This window comes from Halanaerobium saccharolyticum (assembly GCF_004362045.1).
Taxonomy (GTDB): domain Bacteria; phylum Bacillota; class Halanaerobiia; order Halanaerobiales; family Halanaerobiaceae; genus Halanaerobium; species Halanaerobium saccharolyticum_C.
In genome coordinates this window covers 16,697-39,741 of record NZ_SNWX01000019.1, presented here as the reverse complement: position 1 = coordinate 39,741, position 23,045 = coordinate 16,697, and the positions used below count along the sequence as shown (strand labels likewise).

The 23,045-nt window shown below is 38.4% G+C and carries 29 protein-coding genes and 1 other annotated feature; all 29 genes read left to right on the top strand.

The genetic code is table 11. The features are described from left to right. Positions 1 to 3: 3 nt before the first annotated feature. The 29 genes from tuf (DFR79_RS11105) (at position 4) to rplE (ending at position 23,019) form a co-directional block, all read left to right on the top strand. Positions 4 to 1,197 carry an elongation factor Tu gene (gene tuf / locus DFR79_RS11105; protein ID WP_133515543.1) on the top strand — a complete coding sequence of 398 codons (1,194 nt, stop codon included), beginning with the start codon at positions 4 to 6 and terminating at the stop codon, positions 1,195 to 1,197. Positions 1,198 to 1,434: 237 nt separating this feature from the next. Then, positions 1,435 to 1,584, top strand: coding sequence for a 50S ribosomal protein L33 (gene rpmG / locus DFR79_RS11100; protein WP_111572403.1), 150 nt, complete (start codon positions 1,435 to 1,437; stop codon positions 1,582 to 1,584). Between the two features lie 36 nt (positions 1,585 to 1,620). After that, the gene (gene secE, locus DFR79_RS11095; protein WP_133515553.1) at positions 1,621 to 1,824 is read left to right on the top strand and encodes a preprotein translocase subunit SecE; all 204 of its coding nucleotides are present in this window, start codon (positions 1,621 to 1,623) and stop codon (positions 1,822 to 1,824) included. Positions 1,825 to 1,860: 36 nt separating this feature from the next. Next, positions 1,861 to 2,430 (top strand): transcription termination/antitermination protein NusG, encoded by a 570-nt coding sequence (gene nusG, locus DFR79_RS11090; protein ID WP_133515552.1) that lies wholly within the window; start codon positions 1,861 to 1,863, stop codon positions 2,428 to 2,430. 47 nt (positions 2,431 to 2,477) lie between these two features. Continuing rightward, positions 2,478 to 2,900 (top strand): 50S ribosomal protein L11, encoded by a 423-nt coding sequence (gene rplK / locus DFR79_RS11085; protein ID WP_111572406.1) that lies wholly within the window; start codon positions 2,478 to 2,480, stop codon positions 2,898 to 2,900. Positions 2,901 to 3,009: 109 nt separating this feature from the next. Beyond that, positions 3,010 to 3,714, top strand: a complete 705-nt coding sequence (gene rplA, locus DFR79_RS11080) for a 50S ribosomal protein L1 (RefSeq protein ID WP_133515551.1) — start codon at positions 3,010 to 3,012, stop codon at positions 3,712 to 3,714. Between the two features lie 42 nt (positions 3,715 to 3,756). After that, positions 3,757 to 3,887 (top strand) — a sequence feature (ribosomal protein L10 leader region). Positions 3,888 to 3,928: 41 nt separating this feature from the next. Beyond that, a complete protein-coding gene (gene rplJ / locus DFR79_RS11075) occupies positions 3,929 to 4,444 on the top strand; it encodes a 50S ribosomal protein L10 (protein ID WP_133515550.1) in 516 nt (171 codons plus the stop codon). A 23-nt stretch (positions 4,445 to 4,467) separates the two neighbouring features. After that, positions 4,468 to 4,836: a 50S ribosomal protein L7/L12 gene (gene rplL / locus DFR79_RS11070; protein ID WP_133515549.1), complete on the top strand. Its 369-nt coding sequence runs from the start codon at positions 4,468 to 4,470 to the stop codon at positions 4,834 to 4,836. 363 nt (positions 4,837 to 5,199) lie between these two features. Next, the gene (gene rpoB, locus DFR79_RS11065; protein ID WP_133515548.1) at positions 5,200 to 8,454 is read left to right on the top strand and encodes a DNA-directed RNA polymerase subunit beta; all 3,255 of its coding nucleotides are present in this window, start codon (positions 5,200 to 5,202) and stop codon (positions 8,452 to 8,454) included. Between the two features lie 26 nt (positions 8,455 to 8,480). Then, entirely contained in the window at positions 8,481 to 11,960 is a 3,480-nt protein-coding gene (rpoC, locus tag DFR79_RS11060; RefSeq protein WP_133515547.1) for a DNA-directed RNA polymerase subunit beta', read from the top strand. Between the two features lie 214 nt (positions 11,961 to 12,174). Then, positions 12,175 to 12,417 (top strand): ribosomal L7Ae/L30e/S12e/Gadd45 family protein, encoded by a 243-nt coding sequence (locus DFR79_RS11055; RefSeq protein ID WP_133515546.1) that lies wholly within the window; start codon positions 12,175 to 12,177, stop codon positions 12,415 to 12,417. Between the two features lie 20 nt (positions 12,418 to 12,437). Then, a complete protein-coding gene (gene rpsL / locus DFR79_RS11050) occupies positions 12,438 to 12,809 on the top strand; it encodes a 30S ribosomal protein S12 (RefSeq protein WP_005488205.1) in 372 nt (123 codons plus the stop codon). A gap of 14 nt (positions 12,810 to 12,823) precedes the next feature. Beyond that, positions 12,824 to 13,291: a 30S ribosomal protein S7 gene (gene rpsG / locus DFR79_RS11045; protein WP_133515545.1), complete on the top strand. Its 468-nt coding sequence runs from the start codon at positions 12,824 to 12,826 to the stop codon at positions 13,289 to 13,291. Between the two features lie 45 nt (positions 13,292 to 13,336). Next, positions 13,337 to 15,403, top strand: a complete 2,067-nt coding sequence (fusA, locus tag DFR79_RS11040) for an elongation factor G (RefSeq protein ID WP_133515544.1) — start codon at positions 13,337 to 13,339, stop codon at positions 15,401 to 15,403. 25 nt (positions 15,404 to 15,428) lie between these two features. Further along, positions 15,429 to 16,622 (top strand): elongation factor Tu, encoded by a 1,194-nt coding sequence (gene tuf / locus DFR79_RS11035; RefSeq protein WP_133515543.1) that lies wholly within the window; start codon positions 15,429 to 15,431, stop codon positions 16,620 to 16,622. Between the two features lie 83 nt (positions 16,623 to 16,705). Continuing rightward, a complete protein-coding gene (gene rpsJ, locus DFR79_RS11030; RefSeq protein WP_089655126.1) occupies positions 16,706 to 17,017 on the top strand; it encodes a 30S ribosomal protein S10 in 312 nt (103 codons plus the stop codon). Between the two features lie 21 nt (positions 17,018 to 17,038). Next, positions 17,039 to 17,662 carry a 50S ribosomal protein L3 gene (gene rplC / locus DFR79_RS11025; RefSeq protein ID WP_133515542.1) on the top strand — a complete coding sequence of 208 codons (624 nt, stop codon included), beginning with the start codon at positions 17,039 to 17,041 and terminating at the stop codon, positions 17,660 to 17,662. 25 nt (positions 17,663 to 17,687) lie between these two features. Continuing rightward, positions 17,688 to 18,317 carry a 50S ribosomal protein L4 gene (rplD, locus tag DFR79_RS11020; protein WP_133515541.1) on the top strand — a complete coding sequence of 210 codons (630 nt, stop codon included), beginning with the start codon at positions 17,688 to 17,690 and terminating at the stop codon, positions 18,315 to 18,317. Then, positions 18,314 to 18,604, top strand: a complete 291-nt coding sequence (rplW, locus tag DFR79_RS11015) for a 50S ribosomal protein L23 (protein ID WP_133515540.1) — start codon at positions 18,314 to 18,316, stop codon at positions 18,602 to 18,604. Before rplD ends, rplW begins: the two co-directional genes overlap by 4 nt. A gap of 28 nt (positions 18,605 to 18,632) precedes the next feature. Continuing rightward, positions 18,633 to 19,469: a 50S ribosomal protein L2 gene (gene rplB, locus DFR79_RS11010; protein WP_133515539.1), complete on the top strand. Its 837-nt coding sequence runs from the start codon at positions 18,633 to 18,635 to the stop codon at positions 19,467 to 19,469. Between the two features lie 18 nt (positions 19,470 to 19,487). Further along, positions 19,488 to 19,772, top strand: a complete 285-nt coding sequence (rpsS, locus tag DFR79_RS11005; RefSeq protein ID WP_133515538.1) for a 30S ribosomal protein S19 — start codon at positions 19,488 to 19,490, stop codon at positions 19,770 to 19,772. Positions 19,773 to 19,803: 31 nt separating this feature from the next. Then, a complete protein-coding gene (rplV, locus tag DFR79_RS11000; RefSeq protein ID WP_133515537.1) occupies positions 19,804 to 20,145 on the top strand; it encodes a 50S ribosomal protein L22 in 342 nt (113 codons plus the stop codon). Positions 20,146 to 20,148: 3 nt separating this feature from the next. Continuing rightward, positions 20,149 to 20,793 carry a 30S ribosomal protein S3 gene (gene rpsC / locus DFR79_RS10995; protein ID WP_133515536.1) on the top strand — a complete coding sequence of 215 codons (645 nt, stop codon included), beginning with the start codon at positions 20,149 to 20,151 and terminating at the stop codon, positions 20,791 to 20,793. Positions 20,794 to 20,822: 29 nt separating this feature from the next. Then, positions 20,823 to 21,257, top strand: a complete 435-nt coding sequence (gene rplP / locus DFR79_RS10990; RefSeq protein WP_005487011.1) for a 50S ribosomal protein L16 — start codon at positions 20,823 to 20,825, stop codon at positions 21,255 to 21,257. Then, positions 21,247 to 21,450, top strand: coding sequence for a 50S ribosomal protein L29 (rpmC, locus tag DFR79_RS10985; RefSeq protein ID WP_133515568.1), 204 nt, complete (start codon positions 21,247 to 21,249; stop codon positions 21,448 to 21,450). The genes rplP and rpmC overlap by 11 nt, the downstream gene beginning before the upstream one ends. A 24-nt stretch (positions 21,451 to 21,474) precedes the next feature. Beyond that, entirely contained in the window at positions 21,475 to 21,729 is a 255-nt protein-coding gene (gene rpsQ / locus DFR79_RS10980) for a 30S ribosomal protein S17 (protein WP_133515535.1), read from the top strand. A gap of 29 nt (positions 21,730 to 21,758) precedes the next feature. Beyond that, positions 21,759 to 22,127 (top strand): 50S ribosomal protein L14, encoded by a 369-nt coding sequence (gene rplN, locus DFR79_RS10975; protein ID WP_111572426.1) that lies wholly within the window; start codon positions 21,759 to 21,761, stop codon positions 22,125 to 22,127. 15 nt (positions 22,128 to 22,142) lie between these two features. Beyond that, positions 22,143 to 22,457, top strand: a complete 315-nt coding sequence (rplX, locus tag DFR79_RS10970) for a 50S ribosomal protein L24 (protein WP_111572427.1) — start codon at positions 22,143 to 22,145, stop codon at positions 22,455 to 22,457. A 22-nt stretch (positions 22,458 to 22,479) separates the two neighbouring features. Continuing rightward, positions 22,480 to 23,019: a 50S ribosomal protein L5 gene (rplE, locus tag DFR79_RS10965; protein WP_133515534.1), complete on the top strand. Its 540-nt coding sequence runs from the start codon at positions 22,480 to 22,482 to the stop codon at positions 23,017 to 23,019. The last annotated feature ends 26 nt before the right edge of the window (positions 23,020 to 23,045 follow it).

The following is a 23,045-nucleotide window of genomic DNA, read 5'->3' as shown; positions in this document are numbered from 1 at the left end:
AAAATGGCAAAAGCAAAATTCGAAAGAAACAAACCACATGTTAACATAGGAACAATAGGACATGTTGACCATGGAAAAACAACACTAACAGCAGCAATCACAAATGTGTTAGCAAACTATGGGGGAGCAGAAGTAAGAGCATTTGATACAATTGATAATGCTCCAGAAGAAAAAGAAAGAGGAATCACAATAGCGACATCTCACGTTGAGTACGAAACAGAGTCAAGACACTATGCTCACGTAGATTGTCCTGGACACGCTGACTATGTAAAGAATATGATTACAGGTGCAGCGCAGATGGATGGAGCAATCCTGGTAGTATCTGCAGCAGATGGACCAATGCCGCAGACAAGAGAGCACATTCTTTTAGCTCGTCAGGTTGGTGTACCATCAATAGTAGTCTTCTTAAACAAAGCAGATATGGTAGACGACGAAGAGCTAATCGAACTTGTAGAAATGGAAGTAAGAGAACTCTTAAGCGAATATGATTTCCCTGGAGACGATATTCCTGTAGTAGTAGGATCAGCCCTTAAAGCTGCAGAAAATGGAGATCCAGAAGGAGAATGGGGTAAGAAGATTATTGAGCTTATGGATAATGTAGATAACTACATTCCAGAGCCAGAAAGAGATACAGAAAAGCCATTCTTAATGCCTGTAGAGGATGTATTCTCAATTACAGGAAGAGGAACAGTAGCAACAGGAAGAATCGAAAGAGGAACACTACATCCATCAGATGAGGTAGAGGTAGTAGGAATCAAAGATACAACAACAACAGTAGTAACAGGAGTAGAAATGTTCCGCAAGATGTTAGACGAAGCAGTAGCAGGAGATAACATTGGAGCATTATTAAGAGGTGTAAAGAGAGAAGACATCGAAAGAGGTCAGGTACTGGCAAAGCCGGGAAGTATTACACCACATACCAAGTTTTACGCTGAAGTATATGTACTGAGTAAAGATGAGGGTGGAAGACACACACCATTCTTTGATGGATATAGACCACAGTTTTACTTCCGTACAACAGACGTAACAGGAGACATCAGCTTACCAGAAGGAGTAGACATGGTAATGCCTGGAGATAACATTGAGATGACAGGAGAGTTAATTACTCCAATAGCTATGGAAGAAGGACTGCGTTTTGCAATCCGTGAAGGTGGTCACACAGTAGGAGCTGGAGTTGTAACTGAAATTATTGAGTAATTAGCTGCTTAATATTCTAAGTTATTAAAACTTAAATTTAATTCCATAGGCATGTGCAGAATTGAGCTGCACATGCTTTTTTTCTAAAAAACATTGACATTGCACTTTAAATATGGTAAATTAATTAAGGTTAAGAATCAGAAAAAATACAGTAAATTAGAGAGGTAACTTTAGTTAAGATCTCTTTAAATATAAGTTTTCAAGCAGGAACTGTTTGATTGAGGAGGTGGATTTACGGTGAGAGATATTATTACACTTGAATGTACAGAATGCAAAAACCGCAATTATTCTACCAAAAAAAATAAAAAGAATACTCGTGATAGGCTGGAACTGAAAAAATATTGTAAGTTTTGCAAGGAGCACACCCTCCATCGTGAAACAAAGTAGAATCATTAATACTTTAGCTGAGGAAGTGATTTAAAGATGGCAAAAGAACTCGGGTTTTTTGGTAAAATATCTAAATTTTTAAAATCAGTTAAATCTGAATTAAAGAAAGTAAACTGGCCAAACAAAGAAGAGATTACATCAAATACACTAGTTGTAATTGTGACTGTAATTGCTTTAATAACATTTATTGGTATCATAGATCTGGCACTGGCTAATATAATTACTCCATTAATTTCGTAATTGAGGAGGTGAGGATTCTCTAGAGAATCCTTAAATATGAGTGAAGAAAGCAAGTTAAACGAAGAGTTAGAAAAAGGAAGAGAAGATGTACCCTGGTATGTGGTCCATACATACTCAGGACACGAAAGAAAAGTTAAGGCAAATCTTGAAAAAAGAATAGCCAGTACAGGTATGGAAGACAGTATTTTTAGAATTCTAGTTCCAACTGAAGAAAAAATAGAGAAGAAGAAAGGGAAAGATGAAGTAGTTAAAAAAAGAATTTTCCCTGGTTATATTTTATTACAGATGGATATGAATGATAAATCCTGGTATGTTGTTAAAAACACACCCGGTGTAATAGGATTTGTCAGTGGTGGGACTAAGCCCCTCCCTGTTGAAAAAGCTGAAGTCGATGCTATTTTAAGCAGCATGGGCGAAAAAGCTAAAAAAGTTTCTGTTGATTTTGAGGTTGGAGATCAGGTTACTGTTAAAGATGGTCCCTTTGAAGATTTTGATGGAGTAATCAAAGAAATTCATCCGGAACAGGGTAAGGCAAAAATTCTTGTTTCGATGTTTGGAAGAGAGACTCCAGTTGAATTATCATTTGACCAATTTGACAAACACTAGTAAATATTTTTAAATAGATAACTATTTTGAAGAAAGGGGTGTTTTAAATGGCTAAACAGGTTATGACAGTTATTAAATTACAGATTCCTGGCGGACAGGCTAACCCTGCACCACCTGTAGGTCCTGCACTTGGACAGCATGGTGTTAATATTATGGAATTCTGTAAATCTTTTAATGCTAAAACTCAGGATAATCAGGGAACATTAATCCCGGTAGAAATTACAGTATATCAGGATCGTTCTTTTGATTTTATTACTAAGACTCCACCAGCTGCTGTATTACTAAAGCAGGCAGCAGGAATTGATACTGCTTCTGGAGAACCTAATATCGATAAGGTTGCTACAGTTAGCAAAGATGCTGTACAGAAGATTGCAGAAACTAAAATGCAGGATTTAAATGCTGGTAGTATGGAAGCTGCAATGAGTATGATCGAAGGTACTGCAAGAAGTATGGGAATTCTGGTAGAGTAAATTAAATAATTGTAATTCTATTTAATTTAAAGATTAAAAATAAGTGTTTTTTATAGACGTAATTCAGTGGGAGGAAAGATTCCGCTAATACCACAAAGGAGGAATAATAATGGCAAAAAGTAGACGTTATGCAGAAACTGTAGAAAAATATGATCGAGAAAAATTGTTTGATCCCGGAGAAGCTTTTAGCTTAGTCAAAGAACTTGCAACTGCAAACTTTGATGAAACAATTGAGCTTTCAGCAAGACTGGGAGTAGATCCTAAACATGCTGATCAGAATATTAGAGGGACTGTTGTTTTACCGGAAGGTACAGGTCAGGAAGTAACTTTAGTTGTCTTTGCTAAAGGTGAAAAAGCCAAAGAAGCTGAAGAAGCTGGAGCTGATTTTGTTGGTGGTGAAGAACTGGCAGAAAAAATTGAAGGTGGCTGGTTAGATTTCGATTTAGCTATTGCTACACCTGATATGATGAGTGTTGTTGGCCGCCTTGGTAGAGTTTTAGGTCCAAAAGGTTTAATGCCTAATCCTAAAGCTGGTACTGTAACTTTTGATTTAGAACAGGCAGTGGCTGAGTTTAAAGCAGGTAAACTGGAATATCGTGTTGATAAGACCGGTATTGTTCATCTGCCGATTGGGAAAGCTTCTTTTACTGAAGAAGAGCTTTTAAACAACTATCATAAAATCATGGACACTCTTGCAAAAGAACGTCCGGCAGCAGCTAAGGGTAAATTCTTTAGATCTTTAGCTATCTCACCAACAATGGGTCCTGGAGTTAAGATGGATCCAGCAGCCACAATGGAATTTATTGGACGCTAAAAAAAGTTTGACCTGTTAAGTTTTTTGTGTTATATTTATTTAGACAAGAAAATAACCTTACCGAAGACAGCAGGGGCGCAATGCTTAAAATTCCTGCCGAGGACATATTTCTGCAAATCTAATTTTGCATTTATACCTCCTGACTGTCTACAGGAGGTTTTTTCAATTTAGAAAGGATTTATTGTGAAGCTCATATTTTGAGGGGGGTGAAAATGTGGCAAGACCAGAAAAAGAAGCTGTTGTTAAAGAACTTACTGATAAATTTAGTAGTGCAAAATCACTTGTAATTACTGATTATCTGGGATTAAATGTTGCCGAAATGACAGAATTAAGAAGCAAGTTAAGAGAAGCAGGGGTAGAATTTAAAGTTGTAAAAAATACTCTGGCTACTATTGCTGCTAATGATGTTGAAATGGAAGAAATGACAGACTATTTTTCAGGACCTACAGCTATTGCATTTGGTGAAGATGACGCTGTTTCTCCTGCAAAAATTTTAGTCGAATTCGCTAAAGATCATGAAGTTTTAGAGATTAAAGCTGGTCTTTTAAATGGTGAAATTATTAGTAAAGAGAAAGTAGAATCCCTGGCAGAAATTCCATCCAGAGAAGAACTACTTGCAAAAGCTTTTGCAAGTATGAAAGCACCCCTATCTGGATTGGTCAACGTACTGCAGGGTAATATTCGCGGCTTAGTACAGGTGTTAAATCAAATTAAAGAAGAGAAAGCCTAAAAAAATTAAGGAGGATTATTATAATGAATAAAGAAGAAATTATTAGTGCAATTGAGGAAATGAGTGTTTTAGAATTATCTGAACTGGTTGAAGAATTGGAAGAGAAGTTTGGTGTAAGTGCAGCTGCACCTGTTGCAGTAGCTGGTGGAGCAGCTGGTGGTGGCGCTGAAGAAGAAGAGCAGTCAGAGTTTGATGTTTTCTTAGCAGAGGTTGGCGGCAAGAAAATTAAGGTTATCAAAGCTGTTCGTGAATTAACAGGTTTAGGTTTAAAAGAAGCTAAGGCTGTTGTTGATGATGCTCCTGGTAATGTTAAAGAAGGTCTAAGTAAAGAAGATGCAGAAGAAATGAAAGAAAAGTTAGAAGAAGCTGGAGCAACTGTAGAACTTAAGTAATCCGATATTCTAATATAGCAATTATGATAATAGTCCTGCTGTATAAATTTATACAGCAGGACTATTTTTCATGATAAAGTATGAAATTCTCTCTTTTATATACATTTATTGATTATTTTCATTATTTATATAAAAAAATGCTTTAATGGTATAATTTTTCTATTTGTTTTAAAAAAATCTTGTATTAATCATGAAGGTAATGAGTAAGCTAAAAAGATTGGAAATGAGAGAATTTCATTAAAATTTCTCTTGACAAGAGAAATTTCCTGTGCTATCATTATTAGATGTCTATAAGGTAAATAAGAAGAATGATTATTATGGGATAGTTTCAGCTAATTATTAGAATTTCCTGGGGGTGCAATGATGTCAACGGCAAGGGAAAGACGAAGTTTTAGTAAAATTGATGACGCGATGGACTTGCCAGATCTGATTTATACGCAATTAAATTCTTATCAGTGGTTTTTAGAAGAGGGACTGCATGAGGTTTTTAATGAAATCTCTCCAATTGAAGACTTTTCTGAAAATCTGGTACTTGAATTTGTAGATTATTATTTAGAAGATCCTGAATATACTGTACAGGAGTGCCGAGATAGAGATGATACTTATTCGGCTTCTCTGCAGGTTAAAGTTCGTTTGATAAATAAAGAAACTGGTGAGGTCAAGGAACAGGAAGTATTTATGGGTGATTTCCCATTAATGACTGATAAGGCGACATTTATTATTAATGGTGCCGAGAGAGTAGTAGTAAATCAGCTGGTGAGATCATCTGGAGTTTATTTTAGTGATGAAAGAACAAAAGATGGGCGCCGTTTAATTACTGGTAGTATTATACCGAACCGCGGAGCCTGGATAGAATTTGAATATGATAAAAAGAGAATAATTTCTGTGAGAGTTGATAGAACAAGAAAACTTCCGTCAACTGTTTTGCTGCGCGCACTTGGTTTTGGTACAGACGCAGAAATCACAGACGAATTTGGTGATTCAGAAGTTCTACATGACACATTAGAAAGAGATAGTACAGAATCGAAAGAAGAAGCATTAATTGAATTGTATAAGCGCCTCCGTCCGGGAGAACCGCCAACAGTAGAAAGTGCCACTAATCTTTTAGATTCATTATTTTTTGACCATAAAAGATATGATATGGCAGCAGTTGGACGCTATAAATTAAATAAAAAATTAGAATTAGATGTGGATAAAGACCGCAAATATCTGCATGTTGATGATATTGCAGCAACTGTAAAATATATGATTAAATTGGTCTATAATGATCCAGAAGCATATATTGATGATATTGACCATCTGGGTAACCGCCGTTTGAAAACTGTAGGTGAATTATTACAGAATCAGTTTAGAATTGGACTTTCCAGAATGGAAAGGGTAGTTAGAGAAAGAATGACCATCCAGGATGTAGATGTAGTTACTCCACAGGCTTTAATTAATACCAGACCTGTTGTAGCTTCCATCCAGGAATTTTTCGGTAGTTCTCAGCTTTCCCAGTTTATGGATCAGACAAATCCAATGTCGGAGTTAACCCATAAACGAAGATTGTCTGCTCTTGGACCTGGTGGTTTGAGCAGAGAAAGAGCTGGTTTTGATGTACGTGATGTTCATCACTCTCATTATGGCCGGATCTGTCCTATTGAAACACCTGAAGGTCCAAACATTGGTCTAATAGGTACAATGGGAACTTATGCTAAAACAAATGAATTCGGTTTTTTGATGACACCCTATCGCAGGGTAGTTGATTCACAGGTTACAGATAAAATTGATTATTTGACTGCAGATGAAGAAGATAAGCATATAATTGCACAGGCAAATGCTGAGATCGATGAAGTGGGTAACTTTACCAGCGAATTTGTTATTGCTCGTAAGAGAGGGGATATTCTTGAGGTCCATCCAGAAGATTTAGATTATATGGATGTATCTACCAAGCAGATGGTTGGTGTATCTGCAGCAATGATTCCTTTCTTAGAAAATGATGATGCTAACCGGGCTTTAATGGGAGCCAACATGCAGCGTCAGGCTGTTCCGCTGATGATAACTGATGCACCAATGGTAGCTACAGGAATGGAATATAAGGCTGCTAAAGATTCAGGTGCAGTTATTGTAGCAGAAAAAGGTGGAAAAGTTGTCAGTGTTACTTCTCAAAAAATAATGGTTAAAAATGATGAAGGTTTAATTGACAGTTATAAATTAATGAAATATAAGAGATCCAATCAGGGCAGCTGTATGAATCAGAAGCCGATTGTTGCTAAAGGTGATCAGATTGAAGCGGGAGAAATTATTGCTGATGGTCCTTCAACCGAAAAGGGTGAAATGGCACTGGGTCGTAACTCTTTAATTGCTTTTATGCCCTGGGAAGGATATAACTATGAGGATGCTATCTTAATTAGTGAGAATCTGGTTAAAGAAGATGCATTCACAACAATTCATATAGAAGAACATGAGGCAGAGGCCAGAGATACCAAACTTGGCCCTGAAGAAATAACTCGTGATATTCCAAATGTAGGGGAAAGTTCTCTCAAAAATCTGGACGAACGCGGAATTATTCGGGTCGGGGCAGAGGTTGAAGAGGGAGATATTTTGGTTGGTAAAGTGACTCCAAAGGGAGAAACTGAATTATCAGCTGAGGAAAGACTCCTGAGAGCTATTTTTGGTGAAAAAGCACGGGAAGTAAGAGATACATCTCTCAAAGTTCCACATGGAGAAGTAGGTATAGTTGTTGATGTTAAAGTCTTTTCTCGAGAACAGGGAGATGACTTAAAACCTGGGGTTAATCGTCTGGTTAGAGTTTATGTTGCTACTAAAAGAAAGATTTCAGTGGGAGATAAGCTTGCTGGACGTCATGGTAATAAGGGTGTTATTTCCAGAATTTTACCGGAAGAAGATATGCCTTTCTTACCTAATGGTGAACCAGTAGAGGTTGTACTTAACCCACTTGGTGTACCATCCCGGATGAATATTGGACAGGTACTGGAGACTCACCTTGGTATGGCTGCCAGAGCACTGGGGATTTACACTGAAACACCAGTCTTTAATGGGGCTTTAGAGGAAGAAGTTGAAGATATCCTGGAAGAATCAGGACTGGCCAGAGATGGTAAGACAGTTCTTTATGATGGTAGAACCGGCGAAAGATTTGAAGAAAGAGTAACAGTTGGGGTTATGTATATTTTGAAACTCCATCATTTAGTCGATGATAAATTACATGCACGTTCAACAGGACCTTATTCTCTTGTTACTCAGCAGCCGCTGGGAGGTAAAGCTCAGTTTGGTGGTCAGCGACTGGGTGAGATGGAAGTTTGGGCACTGGAAGCTTATGGTGCTGCATACACTCTTCAGGAAATGCTGACAGTTAAATCTGATGATGTTGTAGGAAGAGTAAAAGCCTATGAAGCAATAGTTAAGGGTGAAAATGTTCCTGATCCAGGTATTCCGGAGTCATTTAAAGTATTGATTAAAGAGATGCAGAGTCTTGGCCTTGATGCCAGAATCTTTACTTCTGATGAAGAGGAATTACAGGTTGCTGAAAATGAAGATGAAATGATGGAAACAGCACAAAAACTTGGTTTAGATACAGACTTAAAATTAAGTCGTGATAATGATAATGAAGACGAATAATTCCAATATAGAAAGGGGAGAGACCCTTGTTAAATGTGAATAATTTCGATTCAATGAGGATCGGAGTTGCTTCTGCAGAACAGATACGTGAATGGTCCCGGGGAGAGGTTAAAAAGCCGGAAACAATTAATTACAGAACTTTAAAGCCGGAGAAAGATGGCTTATTCTGTGAGAAAATTTTCGGACCGACCAAGGACTATGAATGTCACTGTGGAAAGTATAAGCGAGTCCGTTATAAAGGTGTTGTGTGTGACCGCTGTGGAGTAGAGGTAACGAGATCCAAAGTGAGAAGAGAAAGAATGGGGCACATTGAACTGGCTGCACCATGCACGCACATTTGGTATTTCAAAGGTATCCCCAGTCGTCTGGGTTTAATAATGGATATGTCACCAAGAGCATTAGAGAAAGTTATCTATTTTGTACATTATATAGTAACTGATCCTGGTGATACACCATTAAGTGAGAAGCAGCTGCTGCCGGAAAGTGAATATAGGGAAGCTAAAAATAAATATGGTAATACTTTTAAGGCTGCTATGGGAGCAGAGGCTATTCAGGAACTACTGGGAAGAATTGATGTTGAAGCTGAAGTTGAAGAACTTAAAAAAGAAGTCAAGGAAGCAAGTGGGCAGCGGCGTAAACGAGCTGTGCGCAGACTGGAAGTTATGGATGGACTTTTAGATTCTGGTTTAAATCCTGCTAATCTTGTGCTGAGCGCGATACCAGTTATTCCACCAGACTTAAGACCGATGGTTCAGCTGGATGGTGGGCGTTTTGCTACTTCCGACTTGAATGATTTATACAGAAGAGTTATTAACCGTAACAATAGATTGAAAAGACTGCTTGATCTTGGAGCACCCGAAATCATTATTCGGAATGAGAAAAGGATGCTGCAGGAATCAGTTGATGCTTTAATTGATAACGGACGTCGGGGAAGACCGGTTACCGGAGCAGGAAACAGGCCCCTTAAATCTTTAAGTGATATGCTGAAAGGTAAACAGGGTCGATTCCGTCAGAACTTACTTGGTAAACGGGTTGACTATTCCGGTCGTTCAGTTATTGTTGTTGGTCCAGACCTTAAAATGCATCAGTGTGGTCTGCCCAAGAAGATGGCCTTAGAATTATTCAAACCATTTGTAATGAGAGGTCTGGTAGAAGAGGGGCATGCTCATAATATAAAAAATGCAAAAAGAATGGTAGAAGATGTTGACGAAGCTGTCTGGGGAATTTTAGAAGAAGCGATTAAAGATCATCCGGTTCTTTTAAACCGGGCACCTACACTGCATAGACTTGGTATTCAGGCCTTTGAGCCTGTTCTGGTAGAGGGTAAAGCTATCAAATTACATCCATTAGTCTGTCCAGCCTATAATGCTGACTTTGATGGTGATCAGATGGCAGTACACTTACCTTTATCTGTAGAAGCTCAGGCTGAATCACGGTTGTTAATGCTCTCGACTACTAATCTTTTAAATCCGGCTGATGGTGGGCCAATTACCATTCCAACTCAGGATATGGTGTTAGGAATTTTCTATTTAACCACTATTAAAGAAGACCGCAAAGGTGCCGGCAAAATATTTGCCAATGCAGATGAAGCAATTAAAGCTTATGATACTGATCGAGTCCATCTGCAGGCACCGGTTAAAGTTAGATTAGATGGAGAAATTATAGAAACTTCAATCGGTAGAGTTATTTTCAATGAGGCTTTACCGGAAGAAATGCCGTTTTTAAATCAGAGATTTGGTAAAAGTGATTTAGGAGATTTAATCACTGATTTATACGAAGAAGTTGGAAATGATAAAACTGCTGAAACTCTCGATAACATTAAAGCAATGGGTTATGACTATGCAACAAGATCCGGTATCTCTATTGCTGTTAGTGATGCAGAAATTCCACCTTCTAAACCGGCAATTGTTTCTAAAGCAGAAGATGAAGTTCATCAGATTGAAAATCATTACCGTCGAGGAGCCATTACAGAAGACGAACGTTACCATAAGGTAGTAGATATCTGGAACAAAGCAAAAGATGATGTTACAGATGCACTTTTAGAAAACCTTGATGAAAGCAATAATATTTACATCATGGCTATTTCTGGTGCGCGTGGTAATACATCTCAGATTTCTCAGCTGGCAGGTATGCGGGGACTGATGGCAGATCCATCCGGTCGAATTATTGATGTTCCAATCCGTTCCAGTTTCCGGGAAGGTCTGGATGTATTAGAATACTTCTTATCAACTCATGGAGCTCGTAAGGGTCTTGCGGATACAGCTTTAAGAACTGCTGACTCTGGTTATCTAACCAGGCGTTTAGTTGATGTATCACAGGATGTGATTGTTAGAGAAGAAGATTGTGGTACTGAAAAAGGTCTCTATGTTGAAGCGATTGGCCCTAAAGGTAAAAATGCTGTTGAGCCATTGTCTGAAAGATGTATTGGCCGTTTTACTGCTGAAGAAATTGTAGATCCAGAAAGCGGAGAAGTTATTATTGGAAAAAATACTATAATAGATAGAAAGAAAATGAATGAAATTGAAACTGCAGGTATAGATAAAGTTAAAATTAGAACTAATTTAACCTGTGAAGCACAGCATGGAGTTTGTCGTAAATGTTATGGACGCAACCTGGCAACAGGTAAGGTAGTTGATATCGGAGAAGCAATTGGAATTATTGCTGCTCAATCAATTGGTGAGCCGGGAACTCAGCTGACAATGCGGACCTTCCACACCGGTGGTGTTGCTGGAGATGATATCACTCAGGGTCTGCCCAGGGTTGAAGAGCTTTTTGAGGGTAGAACACCTAAGGGACAGGCAATCATGACCGAAAGAGAAGGTTATGTAACTATAGTTGAAAAGAAAAACTCCAAACGAGTGGTAGTAGAAAATGAAGATGGTAAAAAGAAAACTTACAAAATTCCATATGGATCTAAAATGATTGTTAAAGATGATGACTATGTAACAGCTGGAGATAAGCTGACTGAAGGACCACTTGATCCCAATGTACTGCTTAAAGTTAAGGGCGAAAGAGCTGTGCAGAATTATCTGATAGAAGAGGTGCAGAATGTTTACCGATCCCAGGGTGTAGAAATCAATGATAAGCACATTGAGGTAATAGGACGCCAGATGCTGAAGAAATTAAAAATAGTAAAACCTGGTGACACAGAGCTACTTCCTGGCAGTCTGGTAAACAGATATGACTATCGTCAGGCAAATAAAGATGCTGCAGCTGAGAATAAGGAAACAGCAGTTGCAAAACCAGAACTTTTAGGGATTACTAAAGCTTCACTTGCTACGGATTCTTTCCTATCTGCGGCTTCATTCCAGGAAACAACCCGGGTGCTGACAGAGGCCTCACTGGATGGAAAAGTGGATTCGCTATTGGGTCTTAAAGAAAATGTAATAATTGGACAGCTGATTCCGGCTGGTACAGGGATGAAATATTATAGAAATATTGATGTAATTAAAGAAGATGGAACTAAGTTTGGTGACTTAACAGGAGATTTAACTGAAGTTGAATAAAGCAACCAAATATAGAAGTTAAACATCTTAATAAATTATAAGAGTTTCTCCTTTATTGTCAGGTGAATTTGGACTGAGAAGGTATTTGCTAGTTCTTAATTTACAGGATTAATAAAAGGAGAAACTCTTTTTAATTTTTGCTTGACATGGCCGGGTAAAGCTGTTAAAATATTTAAGTGTGCTCAGCAAAGTTTGATCTGGGGGTTTGGTTAAAATGCTAGGTGATATATGCAGCGCTGACCTTCTGGTTGGCAGTAAGCAGACTTTAAAAGCCATAACAAACAATCAGGTAAAAAAGATATTTTTAGCTAAAGATATTGACCAGCCTTTAAAAAAAGAAATACTTAAGGCTGTTAGTGATAATAATATTCCTTTTGAGATTGTAGAAAGCAAAAATGAATTGGGCAGAATTTGTGGGATCGATGTTTCTGCAGCTTCTGCAGCACTATTGAAATAACTGGAAGGAGGTGGGATTGCATGCCGACAATTAGTCAGTTGATCCGTAAAGGTCGAGAAAAGACTAAAAAGAAAACTTCTGCTCCTGCTTTGGAGGGTTCTCCACAAAAAAGGGGTGTCTGTACTAGAGTATATACTGCTACTCCTAAAAAGCCTAACTCAGCTTTAAGAAAAGTAGCTCGTGTACGTTTAACTAATGGAAAAGAGGTAACAGCCTATATTCCAGGAATTGGACACAATTTACAGGAACACTCTGTTGTATTAGTAAGAGGTGGAAGAGTAAAAGATTTACCAGGTGTTAGATATCATATTGTAAGAGGGGCACTCGATACAGCTGGTGTTGAAGACAGAAAACAGGGACGTTCCAAGTATGGTGTAAAAAAACCTAAGTAAAAGGAGGGATTTTAGTGCGCAAAAATAGAGCAGAAAAAAGAGATGTAGTTCCAGATCCGGTATATGATAATGTTACTGTCAGCAGAATTATTAATAAATTGATGCTGGATGGTAAAAAAGGACTGGCAGAAAAAGCATTTTACAGTGCTCTTGATATCATCTCCGAAAATACTGGTGAAGATGGTTTAACAGTTGTGAATGAAGCAATTGAAAACATAAAACCAGCACTTGAAGTTAAATCAAGACGTGTTGGTGGTTCTAACTATCAGGTACCAGTAGAAGTGGATGAAGATAGAAAAAGAACTTTAGCATTACGCTGGTTAGTGACAGCAGCTAGAGCTCGCAATGAAAGAACAATGAGAGAAAGAATTGCTGGAGAAATCACAGACGCATATAACAATACAGGCGGCGCAGTTAGAAAGAAAGAAGAAGTCCATCGTATGGCTGAAGCCAACAGAGCTTTTGCACATTATAGATGGTAATTTAGTTGCGTGATGTATATAATTTTTATATAAGGGGGGAGAATAGTGGCCCGACAATTTCCACTAGAGAAAACACGTAACATTGGTATTATGGCACATATTGACGCAGGTAAAACAACTACAACAGAAAGAATTTTATACTATACAGGTCGAGTTCATAAAATGGGTGAAACTCATGATGGTGCATCTGTTATGGATTGGATGGAACAGGAACAGGAAAGAGGAATTACAATCACCTCTGCTGCTACTACCTGTCAGTGGCGTGAAAACCGAATTAATATTATAGATACGCCCGGACACGTGGACTTTACAGTTGAGGTAGAAAGATCCTTAAGGGTTTTAGATGGAGCAATTGCTTTATTCTGTTCTGTAGGTGGGGTAGAACCACAATCTGAAACTGTATGGAGACAGGCTGATAAGTATGGAGTTCCCAGGATTGCATTTGTTAATAAAATGGACAGAACGGGAGCAGATTTTTTCAGAGCTGTAGATATGATGAAAGATAGACTTGGTGCTAATGCAGTACCAATTCAGCTTCCAATTGGAAGTGAAGATAAATTTGATGGTGTTGTTGATTTAGTAGAAATGGATGCTGTTGTTTATGAAGATGAACTTGGTGTTAATTTTGATAGAGTTGAAATACCAGAAGATATGAAAGAACAGGCAGCAGAATACAGAGAAATTTTAATGGAAGTTCTGGCTGAAGAAGATGACGAATTTATGATGAAATATTTAGAAGGTGAAGTAAGTACTGATGATATTAAAAAATTACTACGTCAGGCAGTACTTAATGTAAATGTTATTCCAGTTTTATGTGGATCTGCCTTTAAAAACAAAGGTGTACAGATGCTGCTGGATGCAGTGCTTGACTATTTACCTTCTCCAATCGATGTACCACCTATTGAAGGTTTCAATCCAGAAACAGAAGAGACTGAAACAAGAGCAGCAGATGATGATGCTCCATTCTCTGGCCTGGCATTTAAAATTATGTCTGACCCGTATGTTGGTAAATTAGCTTTCTTTAGATCATATTCTGGAACCTTAGAAGCGGGTTCTTATGTTTATAATGCAACAGCAGATATTCGCGAAAGAGTTGGCCGCATCTTACAGATGCACGCTAACCGGCGTGAAGAAAGAGATGAGATCTTTGCTGGTGACCTTGGTGCTTTAGTTGGACTTAAGAATACCAGTACTGGTGATACAATCTGTGACCAGGATCATCCAATTGTTTTAGAAGCAATGGAATTTCCTGAACCAGTTATTGGTGTTGCCATTGAGCCTAAGAGTAAAGCAGACCAGGATAAACTTGGTGAAGCTTTACAGAGATTAGCAGAAGAAGATCCAACATTTAGAGTTCACACTGATGAGGAAACAGGACAGACAATCATTGAGGGTATGGGAGAATTACACCTGGAAGTTATTGTTGACCGCCTCTTAAGAGAATTTAAAGTTGATGCTAATATTGGTAAACCCAAGGTAGCTTATAGAGAAACAATTACCAAAAAAGTTACCGGTGTTGAAGGTAAATTTATCCGTCAGTCTGGTGGTCGTGGACAGTATGGTCATGTTGTAATTGATCTTGAACCACAGCCTGCAGGTGAAGGATTTGAATTTGAAGATAAAATTACAGGTGGATCAATTCCACGTGAATACATTCCATCTGTAGAGGATGGAATCAGAGAAGCTATGGAAAATGGTATTATTGCCGGTTATCCAGTTGTTGATGTTAAAGTAACACTGAATGATGGTAGTTATCATGATGTTGACTCATCTGAAATGGCATTTAAAATCGCCGGTTCAATGGGTTTCAGACAGGGAGCTAAACAAGCTGGTCCCGCTATTTTAGAACCAGTGATGAGTGTTGAAGTTGTTACTCCCGAAGAATACATGGGAGATGTTATGGGTGACCTGAATGGACGTCGTGGAAAAGTAGAAGGTATGGAGCCAAGAGGTAATGCTCAGGTAGTTAGTGCTCATGTACCGCTTTCTGAGATGTTTGGTTATTCAACTGATCTTCGTTCCAAAACTCAGGGTAGAGCAACTTATACAATGCAGTTCTCACATTATGAACAGGCACCAAAAAGTATTGCTGAAGAAATTATTGGAGAATAGATAAATTTATAAGGAGGAATAAAAAATGGCAAAAGCAAAATTCGAAAGAAACAAACCACATGTTAACATAGGAACAATAGGACATGTTGACCATGGAAAAACAACACTAACAGCAGCAATCACAAATGTGTTAGCAAACTATGGGGGAGCAGAAGTAAGAGCATTTGATACAATTGATAATGCTCCAGAAGAAAAAGAAAGAGGAATCACAATAGCGACATCTCACGTTGAGTACGAAACAGAGTCAAGACACTATGCTCACGTAGATTGTCCTGGACACGCTGACTATGTAAAGAATATGATTACAGGTGCAGCCCAGATGGATGGAGCAATTTTAGTAGTATCTGCAGCAGATGGACCAATGCCGCAGACAAGAGAGCACATTCTTTTAGCTCGTCAGGTTGGTGTACCATCAATTGTAGTATTCTTAAACAAAGCAGATATGGTAGACGACGAAGAGCTAATCGAACTTGTAGAAATGGAAGTAAGAGAACTCTTAAGCGAATATGATTTCCCTGGAGACGATATTCCTGTAGTAGTAGGATCAGCCCTTAAAGCTGCAGAAAATGGAGATCCAGAAGGAGAATGGGGTAAGAAGATTATTGAGCTTATGGATAATGTAGATAACTACATTCCAGAGCCAGAAAGAGATACAGAAAAGCCATTCTTAATGCCTGTAGAGGATGTATTCTCAATTACAGGAAGAGGAACAGTAGCAACAGGAAGAATCGAAAGAGGAACACTACATCCATCAGATGAGGTAGAGGTAGTAGGAATCAAAGATACAACAACAACAGTAGTAACAGGAGTAGAAATGTTCCGTAAGATGTTAGACGAAGCAGTAGCAGGAGATAACATTGGAGCATTATTAAGAGGTGTAAAGAGAGAAGACATCGAAAGAGGTCAGGTACTGGCAAAGCCGGGAAGTATTACACCACATACCAAGTTTTACGCTGAAGTATATGTACTGAGTAAAGATGAGGGTGGAAGACACACACCATTCTTTGATGGATATAGACCACAGTTTTACTTCCGTACAACAGACGTAACAGGAGACATCAGCTTACCAGAAGGAGTAGACATGGTAATGCCTGGAGATAACATTGAGATGACAGGAGAGTTAATTACTCCAATAGCTATGGAAGAAGGACTGCGTTTTGCAATCCGTGAAGGTGGTCACACAGTAGGAGCTGGAGTTGTAACTGAAATTATTGAGTAATTAAAAAAGCAGAGGAGGGAGCCTCCTCGCTTTTTCTATGCTCCTAACTGAGCTTAAATCGTAAAGATTAAGGAGGTAAGCAAATGGCAAAACACGAAAAAATTAGGATTCGCCTTAAAGCTTTTGAACATGAGCTCCTGGATCAATCAGCAGAAAAAATTGTTGCAACTGCTGAGAGAACTGGTGCAGATGTATCTGGTCCAGTACCTCTTCCAACAGAGAAAGAGATATTTACAGTACTTCGCTCACCTCATGTTCATAAAGATGCAAGAGAACAATTTGAAATGAGAACACATAAAAGGTTGATCGATATTCTCGATCCTACATCAAAAACTGTAGACTCACTGATGAGGCTTGATTTGCCCGCAGGAGTAAATATAGAAATTAAACTTTAATGTCAGGAGGTGTATTAGGCCATGGCGAAAGCTATATTAGGAAAAAAGCTGGGTATGACTCAGTATTTTAAAGATAATGGAGAGCTGGTACCTGTAACTGTAGTTGAGGCCGGTCCCTGTGTTGTAACACAGATTAAAACTACAGAAAAAGATGGATATAATTCAGTACAGCTTGGATTTGGAGAAGTTAAAAAGCACAGACTTAACAAACCGGAACTTGGTCAGTTCGAAAGTCGTGATCTTGAACCCAAAAAACATTTAAGAGAATTTAAGGGTTTAGATATGGAACTGAGTGAAGGTAGTGAAATTAAAGCTGATCTCTTTGAAGTGGGAGAGAAAGTTAATGTTAGTGGTATTTCCAAAGGTAAAGGATTTGCCGGTAATATTAAAAGATGGAATCATCACAGTGGACCAATGTCACACGGTTCTCACTTCCATCGTGCACCAGGTTCAATCGGTGCTGTTGATGCAAGAAGAGTATATAAAGGCTTTAAAATGCCCGGAAGAATGGGTCATGATAGAGTAACTGAAAGAAATTTAGAAATAGTAAAAGTTGACGTAGAGCGTAATGTTTTATTGATTTCTGGTCCAGTACCAGGAGCTAAAAAAACAGTGCTCGAAATCAAATCTGCAGATAACAACTAAATAAGTTGAGAAAGGAGGATTTTTGATGCCGCAGGTAACAAAATTCAATCAGAGTGGAAAAGAACTCGAAAAAGTAGAATTAAATGATTCTGTTTTTAATGATAAAATAAATAAACATGTTGTACATCAGGTAGTTAATGCACAATTAGCTGCCAGAAGAGGCGGAAATGCTTCTACAAAAACAAGAGGTAATGTTCGCGGTGGTGGCCGCAAACCCTGGAGACAAAAAGGTACTGGACGTGCTCGTCACGGAAGTATTCGTTCTCCATTATGGGTAGGTGGAGGAATCACTTTTGGACCTTCTCCCCGCAGTTATGATAAAAAGTTAACTAAAAAGATGAGAAGATTAGCGCTTAGATCTGTCTTAACCGATAAGGTAGAGAGAGATGAGTTAATTTTAGTTGATAAGATAGAGCTTGACCAACCAAAAACAAAAGCAGTAGTTAGTATTTTAGCTGATTTAAACTTAGAAGATAAAAAAGTTGTTTTAGTGATGCCCGAAAAGGATAAAAACTTATATCTTTCAGCTAGAAATATTCCAAATGTCAAAACACTGCTTGCCGGTTCAATAAATGCCTATGATCTTTTAGATAATGAAATGGTTATTTTTATCGAAGAAGCGGTTAAAATGGTTGAGGAGGTGCTGGGCGAATGAAAGATGCAAGAGATATTATTATAGCACCTGTTATTTCTGAAAATACAATGGAACAAATGCAGGAGGCTAATACTTATACATTTAAGGTAGCCAAAAATGCAAATAAAGTTGAAATTAGAAATGCAGTAGAAGAAATTTTCTCTGTCAATGTTATAAATGTAAACACAATGAATGTTAGAGGTAAAAAAAGAAGACTCGGCTTCCATGTTGGTAAAAAACCTGACTGGAAAAAAGCTTTAGTTAAGCTGGCTGAGGGCGATGAAATAGAAATTTACGAAGGCCTCTAAAAAATAATTAATAAAGGAGGGAAAAAAGATGGCGATTAAAAGTTTTAAACCAACCACACCTTCAAGGCGTTATATGACTGTTGCTAGTTTTGATGAAATTACAACAGATACGCCCGAAAAGAGCCTGCTGGCTCCAATCAAGAGAAAGGGCGGCCGTAACGCAAATGGTAGAATTACCAGCCGTCATCAGGGTGGTGGACACAAGCGCCGCTATCGTATAATAGATTTTAAGCGGGACAAAGATGGAATTCCTGCTAAAGTGAAAACTATAGAATATGACCCAAATCGTTCTGCAAGAATTGCTCTGCTGCAGTATGCAGATGGAGAAAAAAGATACATTCTTGCGCCAAATAAAGTAGAAGTGGGTGACACCTTAGAAACTGGTGTTGAAGCAGATATTACTGCTGGAAATTCACTTAGATTAAAAGATATTCCTGTTGGTACAATTGTACACAATGTTGAAATGCAGGCAGGAAAAGGTGGACAGATCGCACGCTCTGCAGGAGCAATGGCCCAGATTCTTGCTAAAGAAGGTAAGTTTGTACATTTAAAAATGCCTTCTGGGGAAGTCAGGTTAATTCATAATGTATGTAAAGCTACTGTTGGACAGGTTGGTAATATTGATCACGAAAATATTACAGTCGGTAAAGCCGGACGCAGCCGCTGGAAAGGTAAAAGACCTCATGTACGCGGTGTAGTTATGAATCCTCATGACCACCCACACGGTGGTGGAGAAGGTAAATCACCTGCTGGTAGACATCCTGTAACTCCGTGGGGTAAACCTACTATGGGTAAAAAGACACGTAAGCCAAAGCGCTCAGATAAGTATATTATCCGTTCACGTCACGCCAAGAAGCGCAAATAGTAGAAAGGAGGATTATTGATGGCTAGATCTATAAAAAAGGGACCTTTTGTCTCAGAGAAACTAATTGCCAGAATCAGAGAAATGAATGAGAGTGGAAAAAAGCAGGTTATTAAAACCTGGTCAAGAAGCTCAACCATTTTCCCTGAAATGGTTGGACATACAATTGCTGTCCATGATGGTCGTAAGCATGTGCCAGTATATATATCTGAAGAAATGGTAGGACATAAACTAGGAGAATTTGCTCCAACCAGAATCTTTAGAGGTCACAGCCGCCATACAGAACGTTCAACAGCACTTAAATAGGAAATATTGTAGATAGTAAGGGGGTTTTAAAATGGAAGCAAAAGCAGTTGCAAAGCACCTGCGTATTACAGCCCGTAAAGCACGTCTGGTAACAGACTTAATTAAGGGTAAAGATGTTAATACAGCAGTTGCAATTTTAAAAAGCACACCGAAAAAAGCTGCTAAAATGGTAGAAAAAGTATTAAATTCAGCTACAGCTAATGCTGAAAATAATCATGATATGTTTGTAGATGATCTTTATGTAAAGAAAGCTTTTGTTGATGAGGGTCCTACTATGAAAAGATGGAAACCTCGTGCACAGGGATCGGCAAGTCCTATTAATAAAAGAACAAGCCATATCACAGTCGTGTTAAGCGACACAAAGGAGGGATAAAATTTGGGTAATAAAATAAATCCACATGGTCTCCGGGTTGGAGTTATAAAAGATTGGGAAGCAAAATGGTATGCGGACAAAAAAGATTATTCCAAGCTTTTAAATGAAGACCGTGAGATTAGAAGTCATGTTAAGGAGAAAATGTTTGAAGCTGGAATTTCTAGAGTCGTAATCGAAAGAGCTGCTAATAGACTGAAATTAGATGTACACACTGCCAGACCAGGAATGGTTATTGGACGTGGAGGTTCTGAAGTTGAAGCTTTAAGAAACGAAGTTGAAGCTTTAACTGGGAAAACTGTACAAATTAATGTTGTAGAAGTTGAAAATCCAGAAATGAATGCTCAATTAGTTGCCGAAAATATTGCTTCTCAGTTAGTTAGAAGAATTTCTTTTCGTAGAGCAATGAAGCAGGCAATGAATCGTGCAATGCGTATGGGAGCTGAAGGTTTTAAAGTTCAGAGCAGTGGACGTCTTGGTGGAGCAGAAATGGCAAGACGTGAAGGCTACAGTGAAGGTAGTGTTCCGATGCATACATTGAGAGCTGATATTGATTATGGATTTGCAGAAGCAGACACAACATATGGAACAATTGGAGTTAAAGTTTGGATCAATAAGGGAGAAATACTTCCAGAAATAGATGAAGAATAGATAGATTATGCAGGAAAGGAGGCTCTTTGATGTTAGTACCTAAAAGAGTAAAACATCGTAAGCAAATGAGAGGAAGAATGAAAGGTAAAGCTCATCGGGGAAATAAAATCACTTTTGGTGAATATGGTCTACAGGCCTTAGAACCCGTATGGATTACCAATAGACAGATAGAGGCTGCTCGTGTTGCCCTTACTAGAAGCATTAAGCGTGGAGGTAAAGTTTGGATCAAGATTTTCCCAGACAAGCCTGTAACCGCAAAACCTGCTGAAACCCGAATGGGTAGTGGTAAAGGAGCACCTGAGAAATGGGTGGCTGTTGTAAAACCAGGTAGAATTATGTTTGAGCTGGCTGGTGTACCGGAAGAGGTTGCCAGAGAAGCGATGCGCCTTGCATCTCACAAACTGCCTATTAAAACTAAATTTGTAGCAAGAGAGGGAATGGATGGTGAGGCCGATGAGAGCTGATGAATTAAGAAATTTAACAGAAGCAGAGTTAGAACAGAAAGCCCGCGAATTTAAAGAAGAGTTATTTAACCTTCGCTTTCAACATGCAACAGCACAGTTGGATAATCCTATGAGGATTAAAGAGGTTAAAAGAATTATTGCCCGAATTAAAACTATTCTGCGGGAAAAAGAACTAGGTATAAAAAGGGCTTAATTCTTTTTTGAAAGGAGGTTTCTCATGGAAAGAAATAGTCGTAAAGAGCGTAAAGGTGTTGTAGTTAGTGATAAACAGGATAAAACAATAACTGTTGCTGTAGAGCGCAGAACACAGCATCCTAAATATAAAAGAGTTGTTAAGAAAACTAAAAAGTATACAGCTCATGATGAAGAAAATGTTTGTAATGAAGGTGACATTGTAAGAATTATGGAAACACGCCCATTAAGCAAGACCAAGAGATGGCGTTTACTAGATATTATTGAAAAAGCAAAATAAGTCCTGGAAGTAGAAAGGAGGGCCTGAAAATGATACAATCTGAAAGCCGTTTAAAGGTAGCGGATAATTCAGGTGCCCGCGAACTTTTATGTATTAAGGTACTTGGAGGCTCCAAGAAAAAATACGCTAAAGTTGGAGATACTATAGTAGTCAGCGTCAAAGAGGCTATTCCTGATGGAATGGTTAAAAAAGGTGAGGTTGCTAAAGCAGTAGTTGTTAGAACCAAGAAAGCCTTAAAACGCAAAGACGGCACCTATATTAGATTTGATGAAAATGCAGCAGTAATTATAGATGATAATAATAATCCTAAGGGTACACGTATTTTTGGTCCCGTGACCCGTGAGCTGAGGGAAAAGAATTATATGAAAATTATCTCCCTTGCACCGGAGGTATTATAGAAGGAGGGGATTCGATTGAGAATTAAAAAAGGTGACACTGTGGAAGTAATATCCGGAAAAGATAAAGGAAAACGCGGTGAGATTTTAAAGGTAATTCCTAAAAAAGATCGCGTAATCGTGGAGGGTGTAAATATTGTAAACCGTCACGTAAGTCCTACACAGGATATGCCGCAGGGTGGAATTATAGAAAATGAAGCACCAATACATGCTTCAAATGTTCAACTCGTCTGCCCCCGTTGTGACGAAAAGACCAGGGTTGGCGCAGAACGTTTAGAAGATGGAACAAAAGTTAGAAAATGCAAAAAATGTGACGAAGTTGTAGATAAATAAATAAGCGGAAGGAGGTCCAGAAATGTCAGTATTAGCTAATGAATACAGGGAAGAAATTCTACCCCAGCTAATGGAGAAATTTGATTACAATAATGTAATGGAAGCTCCTAAGTTAGAAAAAATAGTTATTAACGTTGGGTTAGGAGATGCTAAAGAAGATACTAAACTTCTGGATACTGTTGTTGATGAGATCGCAAGAATAACTGGACAGAGTCCTACTGTAACTCGGGCAAAGAAGTCCATTGCTAATTTTAAAATTAGAGAAGGTATGCCGGTTGGAGTAAAAGTTACTCTTCGCGGTGAGCAGATGTTTGAGTTTTTATATAAATTGATTAATGTATCAATGCCACGTATCCGAGATTTTAGAGGTGTATCTCCTAAATCATTTGACGGTCGCGGTAATTACAGCTTAGGAATAAGCGAACACACTGTTTTCCCAGAAATAAATATTGATGACGTTGATAATGTTCACGGTATGGAAATTACTATTGTTACTTCTGCAGAAACAGATGAAGAAGCATTTGAATTATTATCAATTATGGGAATGCCATTTAAGAAGTAAAGACCTATAAATTGAAGGAGGGTTTA

What these genes read in the sequence shown, in the direction of transcription:
- tuf (WP_133515543.1), top strand. Translation starts at nt 4, where the DNA reads ATGGCAAAAGCAAAATTCGAAAGAAACAAACCACATGTTAACATAGGA.
- secE (WP_133515553.1), top strand. Translation starts at nt 1,621, where the DNA reads ATGGCAAAAGAACTCGGGTTTTTTGGTAAAATATCTAAATTTTTAAAA.
- nusG (WP_133515552.1), top strand. Translation starts at nt 1,861, where the DNA reads ATGAGTGAAGAAAGCAAGTTAAACGAAGAGTTAGAAAAAGGAAGAGAA.
- rplK (WP_111572406.1), top strand. Translation starts at nt 2,478, where the DNA reads ATGGCTAAACAGGTTATGACAGTTATTAAATTACAGATTCCTGGCGGA.
- rplA (WP_133515551.1), top strand. Translation starts at nt 3,010, where the DNA reads ATGGCAAAAAGTAGACGTTATGCAGAAACTGTAGAAAAATATGATCGA.
- rplL (WP_133515549.1), top strand. Translation starts at nt 4,468, where the DNA reads ATGAATAAAGAAGAAATTATTAGTGCAATTGAGGAAATGAGTGTTTTA.
- rpoB (WP_133515548.1), top strand. Translation starts at nt 5,200, where the DNA reads ATGTCAACGGCAAGGGAAAGACGAAGTTTTAGTAAAATTGATGACGCG.
- DFR79_RS11055 (WP_133515546.1), top strand. Translation starts at nt 12,175, where the DNA reads ATGCTAGGTGATATATGCAGCGCTGACCTTCTGGTTGGCAGTAAGCAG.
- rpsL (WP_005488205.1), top strand. Translation starts at nt 12,438, where the DNA reads ATGCCGACAATTAGTCAGTTGATCCGTAAAGGTCGAGAAAAGACTAAA.
- tuf (WP_133515543.1), top strand. Translation starts at nt 15,429, where the DNA reads ATGGCAAAAGCAAAATTCGAAAGAAACAAACCACATGTTAACATAGGA.
- rpsJ (WP_089655126.1), top strand. Translation starts at nt 16,706, where the DNA reads ATGGCAAAACACGAAAAAATTAGGATTCGCCTTAAAGCTTTTGAACAT.
- rplC (WP_133515542.1), top strand. Translation starts at nt 17,039, where the DNA reads ATGGCGAAAGCTATATTAGGAAAAAAGCTGGGTATGACTCAGTATTTT.
- rplD (WP_133515541.1), top strand. Translation starts at nt 17,688, where the DNA reads ATGCCGCAGGTAACAAAATTCAATCAGAGTGGAAAAGAACTCGAAAAA.
- rplW (WP_133515540.1), top strand. Translation starts at nt 18,314, where the DNA reads ATGAAAGATGCAAGAGATATTATTATAGCACCTGTTATTTCTGAAAAT.
- rplB (WP_133515539.1), top strand. Translation starts at nt 18,633, where the DNA reads ATGGCGATTAAAAGTTTTAAACCAACCACACCTTCAAGGCGTTATATG.
- rpsS (WP_133515538.1), top strand. Translation starts at nt 19,488, where the DNA reads ATGGCTAGATCTATAAAAAAGGGACCTTTTGTCTCAGAGAAACTAATT.
- rplV (WP_133515537.1), top strand. Translation starts at nt 19,804, where the DNA reads ATGGAAGCAAAAGCAGTTGCAAAGCACCTGCGTATTACAGCCCGTAAA.
- rplP (WP_005487011.1), top strand. Translation starts at nt 20,823, where the DNA reads ATGTTAGTACCTAAAAGAGTAAAACATCGTAAGCAAATGAGAGGAAGA.
- rpmC (WP_133515568.1), top strand. Translation starts at nt 21,247, where the DNA reads ATGAGAGCTGATGAATTAAGAAATTTAACAGAAGCAGAGTTAGAACAG.
- rpsQ (WP_133515535.1), top strand. Translation starts at nt 21,475, where the DNA reads ATGGAAAGAAATAGTCGTAAAGAGCGTAAAGGTGTTGTAGTTAGTGAT.
- rplN (WP_111572426.1), top strand. Translation starts at nt 21,759, where the DNA reads ATGATACAATCTGAAAGCCGTTTAAAGGTAGCGGATAATTCAGGTGCC.
- rplE (WP_133515534.1), top strand. Translation starts at nt 22,480, where the DNA reads ATGTCAGTATTAGCTAATGAATACAGGGAAGAAATTCTACCCCAGCTA.